The 23,820-nt window shown below is 68.7% G+C and carries 22 protein-coding genes; 9 read left to right on the top strand and 13 right to left on the bottom strand.

Going from position 1 to position 23,820, the window contains the following annotated elements:
• Positions 1–24 precede the first annotated feature (24 nt).
• The 3 genes from carB (at position 25) to VF592_RS09770 (ending at position 4,580) form a co-directional block, all read left to right on the top strand.
• Entirely contained in the window at positions 25–3,387 is a 3,363-nt protein-coding gene (gene carB / locus VF592_RS09780) for a carbamoyl-phosphate synthase large subunit (protein WP_331005437.1), read from the top strand.
• A 70-nt stretch (positions 3,388–3,457) separates the two neighbouring features.
• Positions 3,458–3,934, top strand: a complete 477-nt coding sequence (gene greA, locus VF592_RS09775) for a transcription elongation factor GreA (protein ID WP_331005436.1) — start codon at positions 3,458–3,460, stop codon at positions 3,932–3,934.
• Positions 3,935–4,010: 76 nt separating this feature from the next.
• On the top strand, positions 4,011–4,580 hold the full coding sequence (locus tag VF592_RS09770; RefSeq protein ID WP_331005446.1) for a rhomboid family intramembrane serine protease: 570 nt from the start codon (positions 4,011–4,013) through the stop codon (positions 4,578–4,580).
• Positions 4,581–4,628: 48 nt separating this feature from the next.
• Here VF592_RS09770 and VF592_RS09765 read toward each other — a convergent pair whose 3' ends face one another.
• The 5 genes from VF592_RS09765 to VF592_RS09745 all read right to left on the bottom strand — a co-directional run bounded on the left by VF592_RS09765 (position 4,629) and on the right by VF592_RS09745 (position 6,865).
• Positions 4,629–4,856: a DUF4170 domain-containing protein gene (locus VF592_RS09765; RefSeq protein ID WP_331005435.1), complete on the bottom strand. Its 228-nt coding sequence runs from the start codon at positions 4,854–4,856 to the stop codon at positions 4,629–4,631.
• Between the two features lie 80 nt (positions 4,857–4,936).
• Complete coding sequence (locus VF592_RS09760) at positions 4,937–5,461, bottom strand: hypothetical protein (RefSeq protein ID WP_331005434.1); 525 nt, start codon at positions 5,459–5,461, stop codon at positions 4,937–4,939.
• A complete protein-coding gene (locus tag VF592_RS09755) occupies positions 5,458–6,003 on the bottom strand; it encodes a hypothetical protein (protein ID WP_331005433.1) in 546 nt (181 codons plus the stop codon). The genes VF592_RS09760 and VF592_RS09755 overlap by 4 nt, the downstream gene beginning before the upstream one ends.
• Entirely contained in the window at positions 6,000–6,386 is a 387-nt protein-coding gene (locus VF592_RS09750; RefSeq protein WP_331005432.1) for a phage holin family protein, read from the bottom strand. The genes VF592_RS09755 and VF592_RS09750 overlap by 4 nt, the downstream gene beginning before the upstream one ends.
• Positions 6,386–6,865, bottom strand: coding sequence for a hypothetical protein (locus VF592_RS09745; protein WP_331005431.1), 480 nt, complete (start codon positions 6,863–6,865; stop codon positions 6,386–6,388). Before VF592_RS09745 ends, VF592_RS09750 begins: the two co-directional genes overlap by 1 nt.
• A gap of 129 nt (positions 6,866–6,994) precedes the next feature.
• Here VF592_RS09745 and eno point away from each other — a divergent pair, with 129 nt between their 5' ends.
• Both eno and VF592_RS09735 read left to right on the top strand, forming a co-directional pair.
• Positions 6,995–8,272, top strand: a complete 1,278-nt coding sequence (gene eno / locus VF592_RS09740; protein ID WP_331005430.1) for a phosphopyruvate hydratase — start codon at positions 6,995–6,997, stop codon at positions 8,270–8,272.
• A gap of 94 nt (positions 8,273–8,366) precedes the next feature.
• Positions 8,367–8,624, top strand: coding sequence for an FtsB family cell division protein (locus VF592_RS09735; RefSeq protein ID WP_331005445.1), 258 nt, complete (start codon positions 8,367–8,369; stop codon positions 8,622–8,624).
• A 140-nt stretch (positions 8,625–8,764) separates the two neighbouring features.
• Here the strand turns inward: VF592_RS09735 and VF592_RS09730 are convergent, their stop codons facing one another.
• Both VF592_RS09730 and VF592_RS09725 read right to left on the bottom strand, forming a co-directional pair.
• Entirely contained in the window at positions 8,765–9,592 is an 828-nt protein-coding gene (locus tag VF592_RS09730; protein WP_331005429.1) for an alpha/beta hydrolase, read from the bottom strand.
• Positions 9,593–9,736: 144 nt separating this feature from the next.
• Positions 9,737–11,848, bottom strand: coding sequence for a prolyl oligopeptidase family serine peptidase (locus tag VF592_RS09725; protein ID WP_331005428.1), 2,112 nt, complete (start codon positions 11,846–11,848; stop codon positions 9,737–9,739).
• A 178-nt stretch (positions 11,849–12,026) separates the two neighbouring features.
• On the opposite strand from VF592_RS09725, the gene VF592_RS09720 reads away from it, so the two are divergent.
• A complete protein-coding gene (locus tag VF592_RS09720) occupies positions 12,027–12,368 on the top strand; it encodes a hypothetical protein (RefSeq protein WP_331005427.1) in 342 nt (113 codons plus the stop codon).
• 126 nt (positions 12,369–12,494) lie between these two features.
• Here the strand turns inward: VF592_RS09720 and VF592_RS09715 are convergent, their stop codons facing one another.
• On the bottom strand, positions 12,495–13,043 hold the full coding sequence (locus tag VF592_RS09715) for a glycine zipper 2TM domain-containing protein (RefSeq protein WP_331005426.1): 549 nt from the start codon (positions 13,041–13,043) through the stop codon (positions 12,495–12,497).
• A gap of 327 nt (positions 13,044–13,370) precedes the next feature.
• A complete protein-coding gene (locus tag VF592_RS09710) occupies positions 13,371–15,662 on the bottom strand; it encodes an ATP-dependent helicase (RefSeq protein ID WP_331005425.1) in 2,292 nt (763 codons plus the stop codon).
• 106 nt (positions 15,663–15,768) lie between these two features.
• Between VF592_RS09710 and VF592_RS09705 the strand changes: the two genes are divergently transcribed.
• Positions 15,769–17,403: an inorganic phosphate transporter gene (locus VF592_RS09705; protein ID WP_331005424.1), complete on the top strand. Its 1,635-nt coding sequence runs from the start codon at positions 15,769–15,771 to the stop codon at positions 17,401–17,403.
• On the opposite strand, the gene rsmD is transcribed toward VF592_RS09705, so the two are convergent.
• Together rsmD and VF592_RS09695 are read right to left on the bottom strand one after the other, a co-directional pair.
• A complete protein-coding gene (gene rsmD, locus VF592_RS09700; protein ID WP_331005423.1) occupies positions 17,400–17,939 on the bottom strand; it encodes a 16S rRNA (guanine(966)-N(2))-methyltransferase RsmD in 540 nt (179 codons plus the stop codon). The two genes, VF592_RS09705 and rsmD, sit on opposite strands and share 4 nt — an antisense overlap.
• Positions 17,940–17,941: 2 nt before the next feature.
• Positions 17,942–19,405 (bottom strand): pseudouridine synthase, encoded by a 1,464-nt coding sequence (locus tag VF592_RS09695; protein WP_331005422.1) that lies wholly within the window; start codon positions 19,403–19,405, stop codon positions 17,942–17,944.
• Between the two features lie 115 nt (positions 19,406–19,520).
• Here VF592_RS09695 and VF592_RS09690 point away from each other — a divergent pair, with 115 nt between their 5' ends.
• Complete coding sequence (locus VF592_RS09690; protein WP_331005421.1) at positions 19,521–19,949, top strand: response regulator; 429 nt, start codon at positions 19,521–19,523, stop codon at positions 19,947–19,949.
• Between the two features lie 27 nt (positions 19,950–19,976).
• On the opposite strand, the gene VF592_RS09685 is transcribed toward VF592_RS09690, so the two are convergent.
• On the bottom strand, positions 19,977–21,116 hold the full coding sequence (locus VF592_RS09685; RefSeq protein WP_331005420.1) for an aromatic ring-hydroxylating oxygenase subunit alpha: 1,140 nt from the start codon (positions 21,114–21,116) through the stop codon (positions 19,977–19,979).
• Between the two features lie 60 nt (positions 21,117–21,176).
• On the opposite strand from VF592_RS09685, the gene VF592_RS09680 reads away from it, so the two are divergent.
• Positions 21,177–22,553: an AmpG family muropeptide MFS transporter gene (locus VF592_RS09680; protein ID WP_331005419.1), complete on the top strand. Its 1,377-nt coding sequence runs from the start codon at positions 21,177–21,179 to the stop codon at positions 22,551–22,553.
• On the opposite strand, the gene VF592_RS09675 is transcribed toward VF592_RS09680, so the two are convergent.
• Positions 22,505–23,818 (bottom strand): bifunctional folylpolyglutamate synthase/dihydrofolate synthase, encoded by a 1,314-nt coding sequence (locus VF592_RS09675; RefSeq protein WP_331005444.1) that lies wholly within the window; start codon positions 23,816–23,818, stop codon positions 22,505–22,507. The two genes, VF592_RS09680 and VF592_RS09675, sit on opposite strands and share 49 nt — an antisense overlap.
• Positions 23,819–23,820 lie beyond the last annotated feature (2 nt).

Raw genomic sequence — 23,820 nt, 5'->3', positions numbered from 1 at the left:
TTTTTTCCGTTTCAGGAAGTCTCGATGCCCAGACGTACCGACATCCAATCCATCCTCATCATCGGCGCGGGACCGATCGTGATCGGACAGGCGGCCGAATTCGACTATTCGGGAACGCAGGCGGCCAAGGCACTGAAGGCCGAGGGCTATCGCATCGTGCTGGTCAATTCGAATCCCGCGACGATCATGACCGATCCCGAATTGTCGGACGCGACCTATATCGAGCCGATGACGCCCGCGGTGGTCGCCAAGATCATCGAGCGCGAGCGGGCGCTGCATCCGGACGAGGTGATGGCGGTGCTGCCGACCATGGGGGGGCAGACCGCGCTCAATATCGCGCTGGCGCTGTTCGCCGACGGTACGCTGGCGCGGCACGGCGTGGAGATGATCGGCGCGGACGCGGAGGCGATCGACAAGGCGGAGGACCGGCTGAAATTCCGCCAGGCGATGGACCGGATCGGGCTGGAGTCCGCGCGCTCGGCGATCGCGCATTCGGTCGAGGAGGCGCTGGCCGGGCTGGAACGGACGGGGTTGCCCGCGATCATCCGGCCGAGCTTCACCATGGGCGGCACGGGCGGAGGCGTCGCCTATAACCGCGAGGAGTTCATCGCCATCGTGCGGTCCGGGCTCGACGCGTCGCCGACGACCGAGGTGCTGATCGAGGAGTCGCTGCTCGGGTGGAAGGAATATGAGATGGAGGTGGTCCGCGACCGCGCGGACAACGCCATCATCGTATGCTCGATCGAAAATATCGATCCGATGGGGGTGCATACGGGCGATTCGATCACGGTCGCGCCCGCGCTGACGCTGACCGACAAGGAATATCAGATCATGCGCAATGCGAGCATCGCTTGCCTTCGCGAAATCGGTGTCGAAACAGGCGGTTCCAACGTCCAGTTCGCGGTCGATCCCAAGACCGGGCGGCTGATCGTGATCGAAATGAACCCGCGCGTGTCGCGCTCCTCGGCGCTGGCGTCCAAGGCTACGGGCTTTCCGATCGCCAAAGTCGCGGCGCTGCTGGCGGTCGGGTATACGCTCGACGAGATCAGCAACGACATCACCGGCGCGACGCCTGCGTCGTTCGAGCCGACGATCGATTACGTCGTCACCAAGATCCCGCGCTTCGCCTTCGAGAAGTTCAAGGGCGCCGAGGCGGTGCTGTCGACCGCGATGAAGAGCGTCGGCGAGGTGATGGCGATCGGCCGCAACATCCACGAATCGCTGCAAAAGGCGCTCCGTGGACTGGAGACCGGGCTGTCGGGGTTCAACCATGTCGACCGGCTGATCGGCGCCCCGCGCGCGGAGATCGAGGCGGCACTGGCCGTCGCGACGCCCGACCGGCTGCTCATCGCCGCCCAGGCTCTCAGAGAAGGCTTTAGCGTCGCCGAGGTGCACGCCATCGCCAGATATGATCCGTGGTTTCTCGAGCGGATAGCGGAGATCGTAAAGGCCGAGTTCCAAGTGATGGAGAACGGGTTGCCGATCGAGGCGATCGGCCTGCGACGGCTGAAGAGCATGGGGTTCAGTGACAAGCGGCTTGCCTGGTTGGCGCTGCAGTCGGCGCATCTACGTGGCATGGCGCGCGGGATCGCGCGCGGATCGGGGCTGATCCACGACGCGGTGGTGGCGATGACGGGCGGGGTGACCGAGGAGGAGGTGCGCGCGCTGCGCCACCGGCTGGGCGTGCGGCCCGTGTTCAAGCGCATCGATACCTGCGCGGCGGAGTTCGACGCGCCGACACCCTATATGTATTCGACCTATGAAGCGCCGAGCTTCGGCGAGCCCGAGGACGAGAGCGACGTGTCCGACCGGCGCAAGGTCGTGATCCTGGGCGGCGGGCCGAACCGGATCGGGCAGGGGATCGAGTTCGATTATTGCTGCTGCCATGCCAGCTTCGCGCTTAGCGAGGCCGGGTATGAGACGATCATGATCAACTGTAATCCGGAGACGGTGTCGACCGATTACGACACGTCGGACCGGTTGTATTTCGAGCCGCTGACTGCCGAGGACGTGCTGGAGATCCTGCACGTCGAAATGGCGCGCGGGACGCTGCACGGGGTGATCGTCCAGCTGGGCGGGCAGACGCCGCTCAATCTGGCGCGCGCGCTGGAGGCGGCGGGGGTGCCGATCCTGGGCACGAGCCCCGACGCGATCGACCTGGCGGAGGATCGCGAGCGCTTCGCGGCGCTGGTGGGCGAGCTGGGGCTGCTCCAGCCCGCCAATGGCATCGCGCGCAGCCGCGACGAGGCGATCGCGGTGGCGGATCGGATCGGCTATCCGGTGCTGATGCGTCCCAGCTACGTGCTCGGCGGGCGGGCGATGGAGATCGTCGATGGTCCGGCGCAGTTGGACGATTATATTCAGTTCGCGGTGCAAGTATCTGGCGACACGCCGGTCTTGATCGATCAATATCTGCGTGACGCGATCGAGGTCGATGTCGATGCGATCGCCGACGGCACGGATGTCGTGGTCGCAGGGGTGCTCCAGCATATCGAGGAAGCGGGCGTCCATTCGGGCGACAGCGCTTGTTCGATCCCGCCCTACAGCCTGTCGGTCGAGATCGTGGCCGAGATCGAGCGCCAGACCCAGATGCTGGCGCGCGCGCTGAAGGTGCGTGGGCTGATGAACATCCAGTTCGCGGTCAAGGAGGATCGGGTGTACCTGATCGAGGTCAATCCGCGCGCCAGCCGGACGGTCCCCTTCGTCGCCAAGGCGATCGGCATCCCCGTCGCGAAGATCGCGGCGCGTGTGATGGCGGGCGAGATGCTGCGCGACCTGCCGCCGATCGATCGCGCGATCGACTTTTATGCGGTCAAGGAATCGGTGTTCCCCTTCGCGCGTTTCGCCGGGGTCGATCCGGTCCTGTCGCCCGAGATGAAGAGCACGGGCGAAGTGATGGGGCTCGACCGTGATTTCACCATCGCCTTCGCCAAGGCGCAACTCGGCGCAGGAACGGTGCTGCCGACCGGAGGCGCGGTTTTCGTCAGCCTCAAGGACGGTGACAAGGCCGCGATCGTGCCGGCGATGCGGATGCTGGCCGAGGCCGGATTCCGGATCGTCGCGACGCAGGGCACGGCCGCCTATCTGGAGGGGCAAGGCGTTTCGGTCGAGCTGGTCAACAAGGTCGCGCAGGGCCGGCCGCATATCGTCGACCGGATCAAGGACGGCGCGATCACGCTGATCTTCAACACGACCGAGGGCTGGCAGTCGCTGAAGGACTCAAAACCGATCCGCCAAGCGGCGCTGGGGCAGCACATCCCTTATTTCACGACGGCGCCCGCCAGCGTGGAGGCGGCGCGCGCGATCGCGGCGCGCGCGGACAGCCGCCTTGAAGTGCTACCGTTACAGGCTTATCATTCCCGGCGTAACGACCGACCCCTTCCATAAGCACAGTCTGTGGTGCGGGCGGACCGATCCGGTCCGACCCGGGGGCGAACCATTCAGGGACCGCGAAGCCATGGCGACCGTCGAGAAGATGCCGATGCTCCAGGAGGGCTATGACAGGCTCACCGCCGACCTGAAGCGGCTGAAGGTCGAACGTCCGACCATCGTCGACGCGATCGAGGAAGCCCGTGCGCATGGCGACCTGTCGGAAAATGCGGAATATCATGCGGCCAAGGAGCGCCAGGGTCAGGTCGAGGCGACGATCTCCGATATCGAGGACAAGCTGTCCCGCGCGCAGATCATCGATCCCAAGGACCTGTCGGGCGACAAGATCGTGTTCGGCGCGACCGTGACCCTGATGGACGAGGACGATAAGCCGGTCACTTATCAGATCGTCGGCCAGACCGAGGCGGACGCGAAGACGGGGCGGATCAGCTACAACTCGCCGCTCGGGCGCGCGCTGATCGGGCGCAAGGTCGCGGAGGATGTCGAGGTGACGGTGCCGTCGGGCGATCGTTACTATCTCGTCTCTAAAATCGAGTTCATCTGAGTCCGGCAGGGTGAACAAGGCCGCGCGCGCGCCGGCGACCGTGACCATCGCCGCCGCGACGACGGCGGCGTCGGTCATGCTGCTGCTGTCGGGCTGGTTGCCCTATGCGGCGGTGCTGGGCGGGTTCGTTCCCGAACGCTTCACCGGGCTGGTGATCCCGAGCGAACTCGGGACGGCGGTGCCGGCGTGGCTGACGCCGCTCAGCGCTACGTTGATTCATGGCGGGGTGGGGCACCTCGCGCTCAACCTAGCGATGCTGGTCTTTTGCGGATTGCTCGTCGAGCGAGCGATCGGCGCGCGGGGAATGATCCTGTTATATGTCGCGGGCGCCTACGCCGCGGCGCTCGCGCAATGGCTGATCGGTCAGGGCGGCCCCATGATCGGGGCGAGCGGCGCGATCTCGGCGGTCGTCGCGGCCTATGCGCTATTCTACGGAAACAATCGGGCGCGACGACTGGGCCCGGTGCCCGGAAGCCTGGTCCATGTCGCCTGGCTCGCCACCGCATGGATCGGTATTCAGTTGCTGGTCGGCGTAGCCGGCGTCGGGGGTAGCGCGTCGATCGCGGTCGGCGCGCACATCGGCGGATTTCTTGCCGGACTGGCGCTGGCCCGGCCGTTGCTGCTGTGGCGACATCGGGAGGCTTAAGACGCGCCTTGCGATCGGCGGTGATCAGAGGCGGGTCGGCATAGCGCGTTACGCCCCGTCGCTCTCCAGATCGGGTTCGAGCATGCGGTGGAGGTGGACGACGACGAACTTCATCTCCGCATCGTCGACGGTGCGCTGGGCAGCGGCCCGCCACGCCTTTTCGGCGCTGGCGTAATCGGGAAATACGCCGACGACCTCGACCTGTTCGGGGGCGACGAAGTCTAAGCCGCGAGGATCGCGGACGCGGCCGCCGAAGACGAGGTGAAGCTTGCTCATGCGCACTGCCCTAGAGCGATTCGGCCCGGGCTGGAACCGGCTTTGGACGGGGCGGGTCCGAAAACCCGCCCCGATCGGCGTCAGATTCCCGCGTTGAAGCCACTGACATCGCCATCGGCGGCCATCACCTGGCGGTGCGGATCGGCCGGAGCGACATAATCGCCAGTGCCGCCTGTCGAGTCCGGGGTGTCGGAGGTGCCGGTGGCCTCCTGCTTGGCCGTCCTGGCGCCCGCGGTCGCGGCGCCGCTGGCGGCCTTCACGACATTGTCGAAGAGCGACTTGGCCTGCTCGCGCGCCGAGTTGGCCGTCAACCCGCGCTGCTCCATTTCGGTGCGGCCCGCTTCCTTGGCCGCCGCGATCGCGGCGGCGGCGGTGGCGCCCAGCTTGGCGCCGACCGGGCGAAGCAGATCCTTCTCACGGTCGGTGCGGGGCAGCAGCGCACCCGCGATCGCGCCGAGCGCCAGTCCCCCCGCCAGGACGCCCAGCGGGTTGGAGTCGATCGTCTCGGTCGCACGAGCCGCGGCTTCCGTCGCGGTGGCGCGCGCGGTGTCGGTGGCGTCATGAAGCCGGCCGGAGGAGGCGGTCGTCGTATCGGCAGTGGTCATAGCGTCTGTCCTTCGAGCGGGATGCCTTCGTTGCTCGCGGTGACGGGAGCAGCGGGCGCCTTTGGTGCGGTTTGCGGGGTCATGGTCGGATGTGGCGTGGCGAGCGGGCGGATGGACGTCCGGCCAACACCCTGCGTCGGGTGCGGCGTACGCGCGAGCCGGTCGTTCGCGGCCGTCTGCGTCATCGGCTTGGCGGCCTTTTGCGGCTTCAGGCCTGGGCGACGCTTGAACAGCCCTAGGATCGGGCGGCGGAGCAGGAACAGGATGATCCCCGCCGCGGTGCCAGCGACGATGCGTGGATTGTCGCGGGCGTAGACGACGCCCTTGTCGCCAGCCACCTTGGCCTCGCCCACCGCCTGCCTGCCAAGCAGCTTGACCTCGCCGACCGCTTCCTTGGCGAGGAGCTTGGGGTCGAGTTTCGACTGGAGGCGGGCGACCGTGTCGTTGAGCCGGTCGCGCGCGGCGACGGCGTCGACCTCGGCGGCGGCGAGACGGATCACCGGCGGGGTCTGGGCCTGTTCGTTCTTGGCGTCCTGGGTCATCGCGGTGCTCCCGTATTCGGCGGCGCGAGCTTGGACCGACCCATCAGCGCCAGCACGGCCGCGACCGCCAGGACGACGCCGACCACGACGAGCGTCGCGAGCCCGGGGCCGATCAGCGTCGCCAGCGTGACGATCAGCCCGACGAGCAGCGCGATCAGCGCGGCCAGCCCGAGCACGCCCGCGATCGCGAACAGCACGACCGCCGATTTATAGGCGGTGACGCGCTCGGCGACCTTGGACTTGTAAAGCTCGACCTCAGCCGAGACGAGGCCGCGCGTGTCCTCGACGAGGCGGCCGACGAGTTCGGGGACGCTTTCGTCCGACAGCTTGACGGCCACCGGACGCCCGTCTCCGCTCACCCGGGCAGGAGCGGCGGTCGCCATCAGTCGGGCCGCCCGTCGATGCCCGCCTGGACGAGACGGGTGAGCACGAACCCGATCGCCGCGGCCGCGCCGATTGCGATGCCGGGGCTCTGCCGCACGAAGCCGCGCACGTCGTTGGCGAGTTCGTCGACATCGGTCGCGTTGATCCGGTCGGCGAGCGTGGTCACCTGGCCGGCGGCGGAACGCACATATTGCCCATATTGCGGTCCGAGCTTCTCCTCGACCTGCTGGGCCGCGTCCTCGATCGTCCGCGACAGCTGGCCGAGCGCGTCATAGGCCTTGGCTTTGCCCTGTTCGGCATAGTCGCGCGCCCTGTCGCCGGCTTGGGCGGTGAATTTGGACGCGTTCTCGCGAACGGCCTGCTTGGCCTCGTCGACACGGCCGCCGGTCTCGCCCGATCCGGTCGCCCCGGTCGGCTGCGGCCCGGTTCCGATCGGCGGGGTGGTGTCGTTGGCGTATGAGATTCCGGAATCGGACATGGGGGTCCCTTTCATTGGTTTGTCGCAGAACCACGGGGGCGGGATGCTGGTTCCATTACGCCTGCGTATTTGATCCACCCCGGACGGCGCGATACAGGCGGCTCCAAGTCAGAACAGGGAGTGACATACGTGACAGCGATCATCGACATCCACGGCCGCCAGATCCTCGACAGCCGCGGCAACCCGACGGTGGAGGTCGACGTGCTGCTGGAGGACGGATCGTTCGGCCGCGCCGCGGTGCCGTCAGGCGCGTCGACGGGCGCGCACGAGGCGGTCGAGCGGCGCGACGGCGACAAGACGCGCTGGATGGGCAAGGGCGTCGAGGGCGCGATCGACGCGGTCAACGACGAGATCGCCGACGCGGTGGTCGACATGGACGCCGAGGACCAGGTCGACATCGACCGCGCGATGATCGCGCTGGACGGGACGGAGAACAAAAGCCGGCTGGGCGCCAACGCGATCCTGGGCGTCAGCCTGGCGGTCGCCAAGGCGGCGGCGGATGCGCGGGGGCTGCCGCTCTATCGCTATGTCGGCGGCGTGTCGGCGCATCTGCTGCCCGTGCCGATGATGAACATCATCAATGGCGGCGAACATGCCGACAACGCGATCGATTTCCAGGAGTTCATGATCGTGCCGGTCGGCGCGGCGTCCATCTCCGAGGCGGTGCGGTGCGGGGCCGAGATCTTCCACACGTTGAAGAAGGCGCTTCACGATCGCGGGCTGGCGACCGCGGTAGGCGACGAGGGCGGGTTCGCACCGAACCTGGCGAGCACGACCGACGCGCTGGATTTCATCATGCGCTCGGTCGAGGCGGCGGGTTATCGGCCGGGCGACGAGGTGATGCTGGCGCTCGACTGCGCGGCGACGGAATTCTACCGCGACGGGCGCTACGACATATCGGGCGAGGGCCGGGTCCTGTCGAGCGGGGAGATGTCCGACTATCTGGCCGATCTCGTCGCGCGTTATCCGATCTTCTCGATCGAGGACGGAATGGCCGAGGATGATTTCGAGGGCTGGAAGCTGCTGACGGAGGCGGTGGGCGATAAGGTGCAGCTGGTCGGCGACGACCTGTTCGTGACCAACCCCAAGCGGCTGCGCCAGGGCATCGCCGACGGGCTGGCCAATTCGCTGCTGGTCAAGGTCAACCAGATCGGCACGCTGACCGAGACGCTGGAGGCGGTGTCGACGGCGCAGCGCGCGGGCTATACTGCGGTCATGTCGCACCGGTCGGGCGAGACCGAGGACGCGACCATCGCCGACCTGGCGGTCGCGACCAATTGCGGACAGATCAAGACCGGCTCGCTGGCCCGGTCGGACCGGTTGGCCAAGTACAACCAGCTCATCCGCATCGAGGAGGAACTGGGGAGCGCCGCACGGTTCGCCGGACGCGACGTGCTGCGTCGATAGGGACTTGATATGGCAGGGTTAACGGGGGATTAGTGAGGGCGTGAACCCGCGCCCCGCTCTCCTGAAGACGCTTCGCCGCGCCGCCCTGCCGGCCATGGCGCTGACCATCATCAGCTTTTTCGGCGGCTATGCCGTGTTCGGGCCGAACGGCGCGATGGCTTATGGCGAATATCAGCGCCAGCTTGCGAAGCGCGACGCCGATTTCCGCGAGCTCGACCGCAAGCGCGCGGTGCTCCAGAACCGGGTGGCGCTGCTCGACCCGCGCCACGCGAATCCGGACATGGTGGACGAGATGGTCCGCCGCGAGCTGAACGTGGCGCATCCCGACGAGATGATCGTTCCACTGAAATAGGGGCTTGCTCCCCTCCTTGGAGCGGGAGGGATAGACGGGATGCGATCCAGAACAAGGCGCGCATCGGCGCTAACCTTGCCAGGCGTTTTCACGTCCACCCACCCCCGACCCCTCCCTGTTTCAAGGAGGGGAGGAAGTGCCTAACCGCCCAGGAAGGTCAGCAGGTCCTTGGTAAGGCGGTCGCCATGGGTGACGTTGAGGCCGTGGGGCGCTCCGTCATATTCCACCAGCTGCGCCTTAGCGATGCCCATGGCCGCCGCGCGGGCGCTGGTGTCGATCGGCACCGTCTGGTCGCCGGTGCCGTGGATGATCAGCGTGGGAACGGTGATCGCGGGCAGGTCGGGGCGGAAATCGGTGTGGCCGAAGGCCTTGACGCAGGCGATGGTGGATTTCAGCCCCGCCATCAGCGCCATGGACGTCGACCAGTCGAGCACGTCGTCGCTGACCGGGTGCTTGAGATAGCCCTGGCCGTAGAATTGCGGCGTAAACTTCTGGCGGAAGAAAGCCGGGCGGTCGGCCTTGATGCCTTCGATCATCTGCTGGAACGTCGATTCCGGGGCGCCGTTCGGATTGTCCTTGGTTTTCAGCATGTACGGCACGACCGAGGCGATCAGCCCGGCGGCGATCACGCCCTTGCCGCCGTGCCGGCTCATGTAGCGCGCGACTTCGCCGCCGCCCATCGAGAAACCGACGATCGTCGCGTCGGACGTGGCGCCGGTCGCCGCGATGACGTCGGCGAGGTCGTCGGCGAGCGTGTCATAATCATAGCCGGTCCAGGGCTGGCCCGACCGCCCGAAGCCGCGCCGGTCATAGGCGATCGCGCGAAAGCCCGCATTTGCCAGCGCCATCGCCTGCGCATCCCAGCTGTCGGCGTTGAGCGGCCAGCCATGCATCAGGATCACCGGGCGGCCCTGACCCCAATCCTTGACGTAGATGTCGGTGCCGTCGCGGGTCTTGATATAGGGCATGGGTAGGAGCTCCTGGGAGATGTCGACGCGGGTAACGAGCCGGTGCGACGCGCGTTCCCCCGAGGCTCCCTTCCGAACGTCACCGCCGCGGCGAAGCCGCATCGTCGGTCTTAGCCGGAGCCAAGCCGGCCGGGCTTGGCCGAGTCAGTCGGACGCGGCCGACTGCCGGTTTGCGTCGCCGATGAGTTTTTGCGTGAAGTAGGTCATCTGGAGCGCCTGCAGCCGCGCGCCCTGTTCGATGTCGGCATCGCCCGAATGGCCGCCGGCGGTGTCCTCGTAGAACAGATAGGGGAGGCCGTATTCCTTCATCCGCGCGGCGAATTTGCGGGCGTGCTGGGGGCCGACGCGGTCGTCCTTGGTCGTGGTCCAGATATAAGGTTCGGGATAAGCGACGCCGCGCTTGATGTTGTGATAAGGCGATATCTTCGCGAGAAAGGCGCGTTCTTCGGGGTTCTTGACCGAGCCATATTCGTCGACCCAGCTCGCGCCCGCCGCGATGCCTTCATAGCGCAGCATGTCGAGCAGCGGGACCTGGATGGTGACCGCGCCCCAGAGCTCGGGATGCTGGTTGAATTCGACGCCCATCAACAGCCCGCCGTTCGAGCCGCCATAGATGCCGAGCCTGGCGGGGCTGGTGAGCTTGCGCGCGATCAGGTCGCGGCCGATCGCGGCGAAATCGTCATAGATGAGCTGGCGCTTGGTCTTGCGGCCGGCATCGTGCCAGGCGGGGCCGAACTCGCCGCCGCCCCGAATGTTGGCGAGGACGAAGCTGCCCCCGCGCTCCAGCCACAATTTGCCGTTGACCCCCGAATAGCCGGGCGTGTTCGAGATGTTGAACCCGCCATAGGCGGTCATGATCGTCGGGGTGGACCCGTCGAGCGCCACGTCGCGGCGATGGACGACGAAATAGGGAATATTCGTACCGTCCGAGGATGCGGCCTCGAACTGCTCGACGACATGGTTCGACGCGTCGAACTTGGCGGGGAGCGCCTTGATCGCGGCGGGCGCGGTCCGGCCGGTCGCGTCCACGCGCCACAAGGTGGTGGGATCGAGGAAGCCGGTAACCGTCACGAAAGCGGTGTCGCTCGCCTCGGTCGCGCTGGCGAGGTCGACCGCGAGATTGTCGGGGAGCGCCAGGCGGCTCTGGGTCCAGCCCGACGCGCCCGGCGTGAAGAACAACGCGCGCCCGCGGACATTGTCGTACACATTGGCGAGGACGCCCGAGCGGGTGACGGTGGCGCCGTCGACCGACTGGCGCGCGGTCGGGGCGAAGACGACGGTCGGGGTAAACCGGCCGGTCTCGACCTGGGCAAGCGGCGCGGCGGCGATCGCACCGGCGGGGAGGGCGCCCCAGGCTTCCTGCGTGGTGAAGACGAGCCGGCCCTTGACGAGCCCGGTCGGATCGACGCGCGCCGGCACGTCGAGCTTCACCAGCTTGCCGGATCTGGTCAGCAGATGCTTGTCGCCGCCGAAAAAGGCCTGGCGACGCTCGATGATGACGGCGCGGTTGCCGTCCGCGTCGTGATAGCCGCGCGCATAGGTGCCGAGCTGATCGGATGCGTCACCGCGGAAGATCTCGCGCGCGTTCGCCAAGGGTGCGCCGCGCTTCACCTCCTTGACGACGAACGGATAGCTTGAGTCGGTCAGCGTTCCGGTCCCCCAGTCGCGCGAGACGAGCAGCGTATCGCGGTCGATCCAGGTCGCTCCCTGCTTGGATTTGGGCAGGCGAAAGCCGTTCGGGACGAAATTGCCGGCCTGAAGATCGAATTCGCGGTACTCGATCGCGTCCTCGCCACCTTCCGACAGCGCGACCAGGCAGTAGCGTTCGTCGGGCTGGAGGCAGGTCGCGCCTTTCCATACCCATTTCCTGCCCTCGGCGGCGCTCAGCGCGTCGAGGTCGAGGAGCGTCGTCCATTGCGGCGCGGCGGTCGCGTAGCTCGCCTCGGTCGTCGCGCGCCAATAGCCCTGGGGGTGGTCGGCGTCGCGCCAGAAATTGAGGATGCGGCCGCCCCGCTGGTCGGGCATCGGGATGCGGTCCTTGGCCGACGCGATGGCGAGGGCCTCGCGGTAGAAGGTGGCGTAGCGCGGATCGGCCTGGAGCCGGGCCAGGGTGCGCCTGTTCTCCGCCTCCACCCAGGCGAGCGGGCGGGCGCCGTCCTTGTCTTCGAGCCAGATATGCGGATCGTCCTGGGTCATGGGGGCCTGTGCGGTTAGGGGAGCGGCGAGAAGCGAGGTGGCGAGAAGGAAGGCGCGCATCTTGTGCTCCGATCGGGGACGGGATGCGGACGTTTAAGCGCAGATGGCGTCAGGACGCCAGCGCGTCCGGGAACCGGTCGCGCCATCCCGCACGAACCATCGAGAAATGCCGGTGTCGCCGGAACGTGCGGGCGCAGCGCTCGTTTGGGGCGCTGATGGCGGCCGAGGGGTGGAGTTGATGACCGAGACAGTGGATGCGCGGACGCCCGCGCCCGTGGACCCCGGCGCCACCCCCGTGGTACTGGAGGCGATCGTCAAGCAGCTCTGCCTAGCGGCGACCTATAACCGGCAGGCGATGACGCTGGCGCCGCACATCCTCTATACCAGGCACGGCGAGCTCTTCGTCGACGCGGTCACGCTGGAACGCGAGGGCCGCGCGCCCAAGGAGCTGAAGCTGGGGACGTTCAAGCTCGCCGGGCTTCACCCGCTGCGGGTGACGGCGCGGCGGTTCGAGCGGAGCGCGTTGTTCAGCCCGGGCGAGCCGCGGTACAAGGGCGAGACGCTGATGGCGATCGCGTAGGGACGGAGACGGGGCGGCGGAGCCGGCACGCACCGTGCCAAGCGCGGCTGGCGGGGCGAGCCGCGCCACAGGGCGCGGATTCGCCGTGACCGATGGCGCGGATGGAAGCGGCCGATCGCTACGATCTCATCTGCACCGCACCGAATTCTGCTCGATGGCGCGGCCGCCCAGCGCCCCCGCCGCGCCGCCCAGCAGCGTGCCCACGGTGCGCGAGCGCCCGCCGTCGATGATGTTGCCCAGGATGCCGCCCGCACCCGCGCCCAGGATCAAGCCGGTGGTGCCGTCGGGGCGGCGGCAGTAATAGCGGCCGTCCTGCCCGGCATAGACGCGCTCGTCGCTGCCGAGCACCCGGTCGCGGTAATTGGGGCCGGCGCGATAGTAGCGCGCGGCGTCATATTCGCCCTCGTCGCGCTCGTCGGCGTAGGGGCTGCGATCGTCATAGGGCACCGCCGGCGCGGTACGATAACCGCCGCCGGTCGCCGGGCCGCGATAGCCCGCGCCGCGTAGCGACTGGTAGCGGTCGAGCTCCTGGCGGAAATTCTGGTACTCCCGGTCGAACCGGTCCTGCGCCTGCCGCATCCGCGCCTCGTCGGCGGCGGATTGGGCGATGGCGGGCGGGGTCAGGACGGGGGCGGCGAGCAGGGCGGCCGCGACGAGGGTTTGGGACAGCTTCATGGATGCGCGCTCCGGCCCGGAACGGGCTTGGGCGGACTACGCTTTCCGGGCCGGAACGGTTCCTGTCGGACGCGATATGGCTGTAGCTAAGCGTACGACTTTGGTCCCGACCAGATTAGGCGCGGTTCGTTCTCTCCAGGATGTCTGGGAGATAGGCCGTCGCAGTGGCAGATATGTTCAGCGGATCATAAGGGGGGACGGGACGACTACCGCATGGCGGAAGTTCAGGTGATGCTCCGCTTCGCGTTGGTGCGCGCCATGGCCGCGATCGGTCGTCGCCCGCCTTGGGTCCGACAAGTTCAAGGGGAAGGGAGCTTTCGGTCGGTCTCATCCCGGCGTCACGAAGCTGTCCATCACCCGCTTCCTGCCCGCATGGTCGAAATCGATCTCCAGTTTGTTGCCTTCGATCGCCGCGATCGCGCCGTACCCGAATTTCTGGTGGAAGACGCGCTGGCCGATGCCCAGATCGTCGCGGCCCTTCTGGCCCAGGCCGATGGCGGGGCCGCGCGATTCGACGATGCGGGTAGGGGTGGTGGTGAAGCTCGACGCGGTGCCCGCCGCGCGTTGCCAGCCGGGGCCACGGCCGGCGGCGCGACCCACATCGGCGAAGGGGTCGGCATGTTCGGACCAATTGGCCCGCCACAGGCTCTCGCCGCCGCTCATGCTGGTCTCGGTGTCGATATGCTGGGGCGGAAGCTCGCCGACGAAGCGGCTGGGGAGGCTGCTGGTCCACTGGCCGTAGATGCGGCGATTGGCGGCATGAAGGATGGTCGCCTGCCGCCGGGCGCGGGTGATGGCGACATAGGCCAGGCGCCGTTCCTCCTCGAGGCTGGCCGTCCCGCCCTCGTCCATCGCGCGTTGCGAGGGGAAGAGTCCTTCCTCCCAGCCGGCGAGGAAGACGGTGTCGAATTCCAGCCCCTTGGCGGCGTGGATGGTCATGATGGTGACCTTGGGCGCCTCCTTCGACGCGTCGTTGTCCATGACCAGCGAGACATGTTCGAGGAAGGCGCCGAGCGACTCATATTCCTCCATCGCGCGGACGAGCTCGGTCAGATTCTCCAGGCGACCGGCCGCCTCGGCGGACTTTTCGGCCTGGAGCATCGCGGTATAGCCGCATTCGTCGAGCAGCTGGCGGGCGAGTTCGGGATGGGGCAGCTCGTTTGCCATGTCGCGCCAGCGGGCGATGTCGCCCACCAGCCTTCCCAGGGACTTGCGGGCCGCGCCCGTCAGCTCGTCGGTGTCGAGGATGCGCGCCGCGGCGGTGGTGAGCGGCATGGCGCCGGCACGAGCGAGCTGGTGGATGCGCGCCACCGCCTTGTCGCCCAGCCCGCGCTTGGGGACGTTGACGATGCGTTCGAACGCCAGGTCGTCCGCGGGCTGGTTGACGACGCGTAGATAGGCGAGCGCGTCGCGGATCTCGGCGCGTTCGTAGAAGCGGAAGCCGCCGACGATCTTGTAGGACAGGCCGATCGCGATGAACCGGTCCTCGAACTCGCGCGTCTGGTGCGAGGCGCGCACCAGGATGGCGATGTCGTCGAGCGAGGTGCCCGCGCGCTGGCGCGATTCGATCTCCTCCCCGACGCGCCGCGCCTCTTCCGGGCCATCCCAGACGCCGAGCACGCGCACCTTCTCGCCCGCGTCGAGCTCGGTCCACAGCTCCTTGCCGAGGCGGCCGCCATTATGGGCGATGACCCCCGACGCAGCGCCGAGGATATGCGGGGTGGAGCGGTAATTCTGTTCGAGGCGGATGACCTTGGCGCCGGGGAAATCGCGCTCGAACCGCAGGATGTTCTCTACCTGCGCACCGCGCCAGGAATAAATGGACTGATCGTCGTCGCCGACACAGGCGATGTTCTTGCGCTCCTGGGCGAGCAGGCGGAGCCAGAGATATTGGACCGAGTTGGTGTCCTGATATTCGTCGACCATGATGTAGCGGAAGCGCTGCTGGTATAGTTCGAGCACCTCGCGGTGGGTACGCAGGACGACGAGCATGTGGAGCAGCAGGTCGCCGAAATCGCAGGCGTTCACCGCCCTCAACCGCGCCTGATATTGTGCGTAGAGTTCCTGGCCGCGGCCATTGGCGTAGCGTTCGCTTTCCCCCGCGTCGATGTCGGCGGGGACGAGCCCCTTGTTCTTCCACTGGTCGATCAGCCCCGCCAGGCTGCGCGCGGGAAAGCGCTTTTCGTCGATGTCGGCGGCGACGATGAGCTGTTTCAGGAGCCGGAGCTGGTCGTCGGTGTCCAAGATGGTGAAGTTGGACTGGAGCCCGACCAGCTCGGCATGGCGGCGCAGCATCTTCGCGCCGATGGCGTGGAAGGTGCCGAGCCAGGGCATCCCCTCCACCGCGTCCCCGACCAGCCGTCCGACGCGCTCGCGCATCTCGCGCGCGGCCTTGTTGGTGAAAGTGACGGAGAGGATCTCGGACGGGTACGCCTTGCGCGTGAAGAGGAGATGGGCGAGCCGCGCGGTGAGCGCGGCCGTCTTGCCGGTGCCCGCGCCCGCGATGATGAGCACGGGGCCGTCGGTGGTCAGCACCGCATCGCGCTGCGGATCGTTGAGGCCGCGCAGATAGGGCGGATCGGTGGGGACGGCGGCGATGGGGGCGGAAGTCTGCGTCACCCGCGAACAGCTAGGGAACAGAGCGCATGGAGGCAACCATGCGAGTTGCGGCCGGACTGATCCATGTCATCAGATCGTCATAGTCCGGCGGCAGGGCGGAGCCACCATGGCGACAACAGCTTTCACCGGCGGGGAGTCGGTCTCGCGCCTGCGCGGACCGCGGCTCGACGACGGGTTCGGTTTGCCGGGGCGGGTCGCGTTCGCGACCGCGCTTCTGGGTGGCTTGATCTACGCGGGGCTGAGCATCGCCGCCGACACCGCGTCGGTCGGCGAGAGCGTCGCGACGGGGACGCTGATCTTTCTGGGGCTCGCGCTGCTGATCGCGCTGGGGTTCGAATTCGTCAACGGCTTCCACGACACCGCCAATGCGGTGGCCACCGTCATCTATACCCGGTCTATGTCGGCGCCCGTCGCGGTGGTGTGGTCGGGTGTGTTCAATTTTCTGGGGGTGATGTTCTCGACGGGGGCGGTGGCCTATTCGATCATCGCGCTGCTTCCGGTAGACCTGCTGCTGAACATCGGGTCGGGCGCGGGGTTCGCGATGATCTTCGCGCTGCTGCTCGCCGCGATCGGGTGGAATCTCGCGACCTGGTATGTGGGGCTGCCCAATTCGTCGAGTCATGCGCTGATCGGGTCGATCCTGGGCGTCGGGCTGATGAACCAGCTCCTCACGGGCGGGCTTAGCGGCACCGCCGGGGTCGATTGGGGCCAGGCGCGCAAGGTGCTGACCGGGCTGCTGGTCGCGCCGGTGATCGGGTTCGTGGGGGCGTTCGTGCTGCTCCAGGTGATGAAGCGCATCGCGCGCAATCCCAAGCTGTACCGGGAGCCCCAGGGCGACAAGCCGCCCCCAGCCGGCATCCGCGCGCTGCTGATCGGGACGTGCACCGCCGTGTCCTTCGCGCATGGCGGCAATGACGGGCAGAAGGGGATGGGGCTGATCATGCTCATCCTGATCGGCTGCGCGCCTACCGCCTATGCGCTCAACCGCACCGCGAGCCCGAGCGAGACGCCGGCCTTCCTCCAGGCGTCGGCGGCGGCGGAGAGCGTGTTCGAGCGGCGCGCGGGCGGGTCGGCGATGCCGATGCCGCAGGCGCGCGAGACGCTGGCGGCGGCGCTGCGCGCGCGGCGGATCGAGGGCGCGCGCACCTATGCGGCGCTCGACAGCGTGGCGGGCGGCGTGCGCGAGCAGATCGCGGCGCGGGGATCGCTGGCGGATATCCCGGCGTCCGAGACTCCCGGATTGCGCAACGACCTGTACCTGCTGACCGACACGGCCAAGCTGGCCACCGCCGACCAGGCTGCCTTCGCCGCGCCCGAACTGGCGGCGATCGACGCCTATTCGAAGCAGTTGCAGGGCGGCACGCGGTTCATCCCCGACTGGGTCAAGCTGGCCGTCGCGCTGGCGCTGGGGCTGGGAACGATGGTCGGGTGGAAGCGCATCGTCGTGACGGTGGGCGAGAAGATCGGCAAGACGCATATGACCTATGGCATGGGCGCGTCGGCTGAGCTGATGGCGGCGGCGACGATCCTGCTTGCCGAGCGGTTCGGGCTGCCGGTGTCGACGACGCATATCCTGTCGTCGGGCGTGGCGGGGGCGAGCGTCGCCAACGGCGCCGGGCTGCAGGCGCGCACGATCCGCAACATGGCCTTGGCCTGGGTGCTGACGCTACCGGCGGTGATGACGCTGGCGGGCGGGCTCTACTGGCTGTTCCTCCAGGGCGTGCGGGCGTTCGGCGGCTAGGGCAGCGGCCGGAGCAGCGTTATCTTGGCCTTGCCGTGGACGCGTTCGGCGTCGATCTCGAAACCGTCGACCGCGACCGTCTCCGCCTTGCCGGTCTCGATGCTGATCCAGGTGGCCGGGCCGGTCCAACCGAGGCGCGACAATTTGTCGAGTGCGACGACGCCCGCGCCGGTGCCATAGGGCGGGTCCATCAGGATCAGGTCGGGCACCGCGCGCGCCGGGCCGAGCGCGAGCACGGAGGCGGCGCGCACGTCTCCGGTTGCGCCCAGCTTGGCGAGGTTGGCGCGGAGCGCGTCGAGGGCCGCGCCGTCCTGTTCGACGAACAGACAGGACTTGGCACCGCGCGACAGCGCCTCGATGCCGAGCGCGCCCGAGCCCGCGAACAGATCGGCGACCGCGAGATCCTCGAAGCTGCCGAGCCGGGCGGTGAGCATCGAGAACAGCGCCTCGCGCGTGCGGTCGGCGGTGGGACGGGTGGCCTCCCCCTTGGGCGCGACGAGGGGACGGCCGCGCCACTGGCCGGCGATGACGCGCATCGTCAGCGCTTGCCCGGACCGCGCCCACCGCCGGGACGCGGCGAGGCGGGCGGCTTGCCGGGCGCGCGCGCCGGGCGCGCGCCGGGCGCGCGGGCGGGGCCGGCCTGGTCGCGATTACGCTCGAGCCGGTCGGGGCGCGCGCCGTTGGGACGGGGTGGCCAGCGGTCGGGCGTGTCGGCGCCGGGGCGATGCTGCTCGCGATCGTTCGCGCGTCCGCCCGTCGCCGGCGCGAATTGCGCCCGGTCGGTGCGGCCGCCGGTCGGACGCGGAGTCCGGCGGTCGGTGGACTCGGCATTGGGTCGACGTTGCTCGCGATCGTTCGCGCGTCCGCCCGTTCCTGGCGCGGACCGGGCGCGCTCGGGACGGGCACCGGCGCGGTCGGGTCGGGGTCGCTGTCCCGGAGCGGCGCTCGACGCCCCGGAGCGGGACGGACGTTGCGGCCGATCATCGGCGCGGGCCGGGCGCACCGCGTCGCGCGCGGGCCGGGGGCGCTGTTCGTTCATGCTCGCGCCCGGAGCGGCGCCGGGGCGGAAGCTGCGCGGCGGCCGATCGCCGGTGGGGCGCGGCGACGGAGCGGGCGAGCCGTCGCGCGGTCGGGCGGGTCGGTCGCGGGCGGGCGCGTCGGCGGATCGCGCGGCCGGTACGGCGCGGGAGCGGCCCCCGGCGATACGGGCGTCGACCTTGATCGGCTCGCCGCGCTCGCCCGGTTTGTCGAGCGTGCGGCGGAAGGCGACCAGATCGTGCTGGCGGACCTCGCCCACCTCGCCGGGCTTGAGGTCGCCGAGCAGGAACGGACCGTAACGCGTTCGGATCAGGCGGCTTACCTGGAGACCCAGATGTTCGAGAACGCGGCGGACCTCGCGGTTCTTGCCCTCGGTCAGGATCATTTCGATCCAGACATTGGCGCCGGTGCGGCGTTCGAGATTGGCGTCGATCGGGCCGTAGCGGATGCCCTCGATCTCGATGCCCTCGATCAGCTCCTCCAGCCGCGTCTGGCTGATCTCGCCATAGGTGCGCGCGCGATAGGCGCGCTCGACGCCGGTGGCGGGTAGTTCGAGCTGGCGCTTCAACCCGCCATCGGTGGTCAGGAGGAGGAGCCCCTCCGTCGCGAGATCGAGGCGGCCGACGGGGACGAGGCGGGGCAGGTCGGCGGGCAGCTGGTCGTAGATGGTGGGGCGGCCGCCGGGATCATATTCGGTGACGAGCAGGCCGGGGGGCTTGTGGTAGAGGAAGAGCTGCGCCGGCGGGGGCGCGGCCACGGGCTGGCCGTCGACCGCGACACCGTGAAGCGAGCGGAGCAGGGTCGCGGGGGTGTCGATCACGTTACCGTCGACCGCGATGCGGCCATCGGCGATCATGCGCTCGATCTCGCGGCGCGAGGCGATGCCGGCGCGGGCCAGGAGCTTGGCGATACGCTGTTCAGTCCTGGGTTCGGTCTTGGGTGCTTTGTCGGGAGTTTCGGCCATGCCCGCCGCGATACAGGGGATTGCCCGCGCACGCATTTTAATTTGCGACCGAACGCGCGCAATTACGTTATCCGAGACATGCGCGGCGCTCGTCGCGCGAAAGGGACCAGCCGCGATGTTCTTCGGGAAGAAGAAGCGCAAGATCGAGAGGTTGCTCGTCGTCGAGGACGAGCCGCTGGTCGCGTTCGACAACGAACATGTGCTGACCGAGGCCGGCTATATCATCGTCGCCACCACCGACCGCGTGTCGGCCGCGGTCGAATGCATCGCCAGCGGCAAAGCGATCGACCTGGTGCTGGTCGACATCAACCTGACCGACGGCACCGGGCTGGACGTCGCGCGCGCCGCCTTTGCGCGGGCCATCCCGGCTTTGTTCGTGACGGGCAATTGCCCGCCCGACGCGCAGGCCTTCGCCGCCGGCTGCCTGGACAAGCCCTATCGCCAGCGCGACCTGCTCGCCGCGATCGAAGCGGTGGAGGCGTCGGGCGACGGACGGGCGCCCAAGCGGATCCCCGCCGGGCTCAGGCTGTTCGAGCGGGTCTGACGGTCGACGCACGCCGGCGAGCGCGGGTCAAGCCAGCCGCGCCTCGACCTCGTCGTGGAAGCGCCGGATGCCGGTTTCCAGCGTGCCCAATGTGACACGGTCGAGCGCCCCCGATTCGAGTCCCTGCTGGCCGAGTTCGGCCGCGCGGAAATCCTCCGACGCGAAGACGCCGCCGTCGAGCAGCGCCCAGCTCTTTTCCCAATGGACGCGCGCCTTGTCGGTGGCGGGTGGTTCCGGGATGAGCATGAAATCCTCCACCAGGACGCGGCCCGCACCTTGCGGCATCAGCGTCATGAGGTTGATATAGTCGGGGCTGACGATCAGCACCGTGCCGGGGAACATCTGGTAGGTGAAGGTGATCGCGCGGCGCAGCGTCGGCCAGTCGCCCGCCGCCAGCGCCGCCCGATCGATCTCGCGCCCGACGGCCGAGCGCGCATGGGGGCCGATCGCGTCGCCGCTGGTCACCCCGTCCTTGAAGAAGGGGCCGATCGTCGCGGCGTGGAGCCGGGCGACGTGATAGCTTTCGAGGAAGGCGTCCATGATCAGTTTCCAGTTCGCCGCCACGTCATGGGTGCGGCGGCGAAACAGATGGTGCGATCCCAGCCCGAAGGCGTCGAAATCCCGGCCGAGCCGGTCAACGAAGGCGAAGTCGGCCGCTTCGTCGAACGAGAACCAGATCAGCCCGCCCGCCTCGCGCGTGGGTAGGCGTTTCAGGCCGTAATCCGCCTTGTCGAGGCCGGGGAAGCTTTCGGCGCGCGGCAAGCCGGCCAGGCGACCGTCGAGCGCGTAGCTCCAGGCGTGATAGGGGCAGACCAGGCGCGGCGCGCGGACGGGCTCCGTGCCCTCCACCAGGCGCGTGCCGCGGTGGCGGCAGACGTTGAGGAAGACATGGGCCGCACCCGCCTCGTCGCGGGTGACGAGCAGCGGCTTGCCGAACCCGTCATGCGGGATCGCCATGCCGGCCTCCGGGAGCAGCGCCGATGGGGCGATGACGAGCGGCTGGCGGGCGAAGAGCCGTTCCTGTTCGAGCCGGTGACGGTCGGGGCTGGTATAGGCGGCGGCATCGACATGGGTGATCGCGCCCCCGAGCTGCACCGCGCCGTCCGCCATGACGCGCGCCAAAGCGAGCTGGCCCGCGGTCGGCGCGATCGGCGCCTGGATGTTCATGGCTGGTCTCTCCGGCTATTTTGGCGCTAGTGTCGACGCTTGTCGGGTGGGGAGCAAGGGATGGCGGCGACGATGGCGGAGAAGCGGAGCTGGGTCGCGACCATGGCACCCTATGTCCGCGCGCGCCCGCTCGCCGCGTTGCTGCTCGGCATATCGAGCGGGTTCCCGCTGGCGCTGCTGCTCGGCACCATGACGTTCTGGTTGTCGAAGGTGGGCATCGACAAGAAGGTGATCGGCTTCGCGGTGGGGCTGACCACGCCGTATACGCTGAAATTCCTGTGGGCGCCGCTGGTCGACCGCTTGCGGCTGCCGGTGCTGACCCGGTTGTTCGGCCAGCGACGGTCGTGGCTCTTCCTGGTCCAATCATTGTTGTTCGTGTCGGTGTGGATGCTGGGTGCGAGCCGACCGGAGCTGGGGCTGGGCGCGTTCGCGTTCTGGGCGATCGTGACCGCCTTTCTGGGGGCGACGCAGGACATCGTCATCGACGCCTATCGCATCGAGATCCTGTCGGAGGAGGAGCTTCCGCACGGCACCGCCAACAACCAGTTCGGATATCGGCTGGGCGCGTTCGTCGCAGGGGTTGGGACGATCGCGATGGCGTCGTCGGATGGCTTCGGGCTCGGCTGGGCGACCGCATATGGGCTGACGGCGTTCTGCATTCTGCCGGGGATCGTCGCCGCTTTGTGGGCGGGGCCGGGTCTGCACGAGCGCGTGCTGGCCGACGAGCCGTCACAGCCGGCGGGACGATGGCTCGAGACGACGCTGATCGGCCCGTTCCGCGAATTCTTTCAACGGCGCGGGGCGGTGCTGATCCTGCTCTTCGTGCTGATCTATAAGCTGGGCGACGCGATGGGGCAGGTGATGCTCAACCCGATGATCGTCGAGCTGGGGTTCAACGACACCGAGTTCCTGGTGATCAACAAGGGCGTGGGTTTCTGGGGATTGATCGTCGGCATCGCGCTGGCGGCGCCGTTCATGGCCTGGCTGGGCATGGGGCGGGCACTGTTCGTGTCGGGCGTGCTGATGATGCTCAGCAACCTGATGTTCGCGATCCTGGCGGCGCAGGGCCATTCCACCCTGTGGCTCACCATCGCGGTCGCGACCGAGCAGGTGACGAGCGGGATCGGGCTGACGGTGTTCGTCACCTACCTGTCGGGCCTGTCGAACCTAGCTTATACCGCCACCCAGTTCGCCTTGCTGTCGTCGTTCGCGGCGATGGGGCGGACCTGGCTGTCCTCGCCCGCGGGTATCGCGGCGGAGGCGTTGGGCTGGCCGGCCTTCTGGCTGCTGACGATGGTCGTGGCGCTGCCGGGGCTGGTGCTGCTGTGGCTGCTTTGGCGGCGCGGATTCGTCGTGGAAAGCGTGCGCCAGCCGGGCGCGGAAGTCGATCAGTCGGGCAGCTCGTCATTGGCGGCGAGCACCGCCCCCGCCAGGTAGAGCGAGCCGCCGACAAGGACGACCGGCGGCTCGCCGCTCGTCCTCGGGACGGATCTCAGGGCGGAGGCGACGTCCGGGGCGATGGCGGCCGAGCCGGCGCCTAGCACGCCCGCCGCCTGGGCGAGGTCGGCGGGATCGTGGTGGGCGTGATCGGGCACGGGAACGGCGGTGAGCGATGTCGCGCCTGGCGTCAGGTGGCGCAGGACCCCGGCCATGTCCTTGTTGGCGAGCAGGCCGATGACGAGGTGTACCGGACGGCCCCGCGCGATCCGCGCAAGGACCGGTGCGACGGCGGCGGCGGCGTCCTCGTTGTGACCGCCGTCGAGCCATAGGTCGGCCCCGGGCGGCAGGAGCGACAGGAGCGGGCCGGGGCGCAGGCGCTGCATCCGGGCGGGCCAGCGGGCGGTCGTCGCGGCGGCCTGGAGCGCGGCGTCGGGGACGGCGAGGCGGTCCTGATGGCGGAGCATGGCGACCGCGAGCGCGAGGTTGGCGTGCTGATGCGCGCCGGGGAGTTGCGGGAGCGGGGTGTCGAGCCGGTATCCAGACCCGCTATGGACGAGGCGATCGTCCCTGACCTCGAAGCGCCAGTCGCGCCCGGCGGCGAGGACGGGCACCCTCGCCGTTTCGGCGACGGCCGCGGCGATCTCGGGCGGGTAGGCGAGGGTTACGAGCGGGCGGCCGGGCTTGGCGATGCCGGCCTTTTCGCGGGCGATCGCGACCGCGGTGTCGCCGAGAAAGGCCTGATGATCGATGCCGAGCGCGGCGATGCCGGTCGCGGCGGGATCGGCGAGGACGTTGGTGGCGTCGAGGCGGCCGCCCAGCCCGACCTCGACCACGCAGGCGGCAGCGGGGGTGCGCGCGAAGGCCAGAAAGGCGGCGGCGGTGGTGATCTCGAAGAAGCTGGCGTCGAGACCGTCGGCGCGGTCGAGCACTTCCGAGAGCAGGGCAGCGAGGGCCGCGTCCTCGATCAGCCGGCCGGTAATCCGGATGCGCTCGTTGAAGCGGACTAGATGCGGGCTGCTATAGACATGGACGTCGTGCCCCGCCGCCTCGATCGCGGCGCGCAGAAAGGCGCAGGTCGAGCCCTTGCCGTTGGTGCCCGCGACGTGGAGCACGGGCGGCAGATGGCGGTGCGGGTCGCCCAGCCGCCCGAGCAGGCGGGTGATGCGGTCCAGCCCGAGCACGTCCGCGCCGGGCGACAGCATCGTCAGGCGGTCGAGCTGCGCCTGGACGGCGGGGTTCGTCGAACGGGCGCCGTCGGCCAGGA

Origin of the sequence: Sphingomonas sp. (assembly GCF_036388435.1) — a bacterium.
Taxonomy (GTDB): domain Bacteria; phylum Pseudomonadota; class Alphaproteobacteria; order Sphingomonadales; family Sphingomonadaceae; genus Sphingomonas.
Note: the sequence above shows the minus strand (reverse complement) of the source record. Positions and strands in the feature narration are given on the sequence as shown.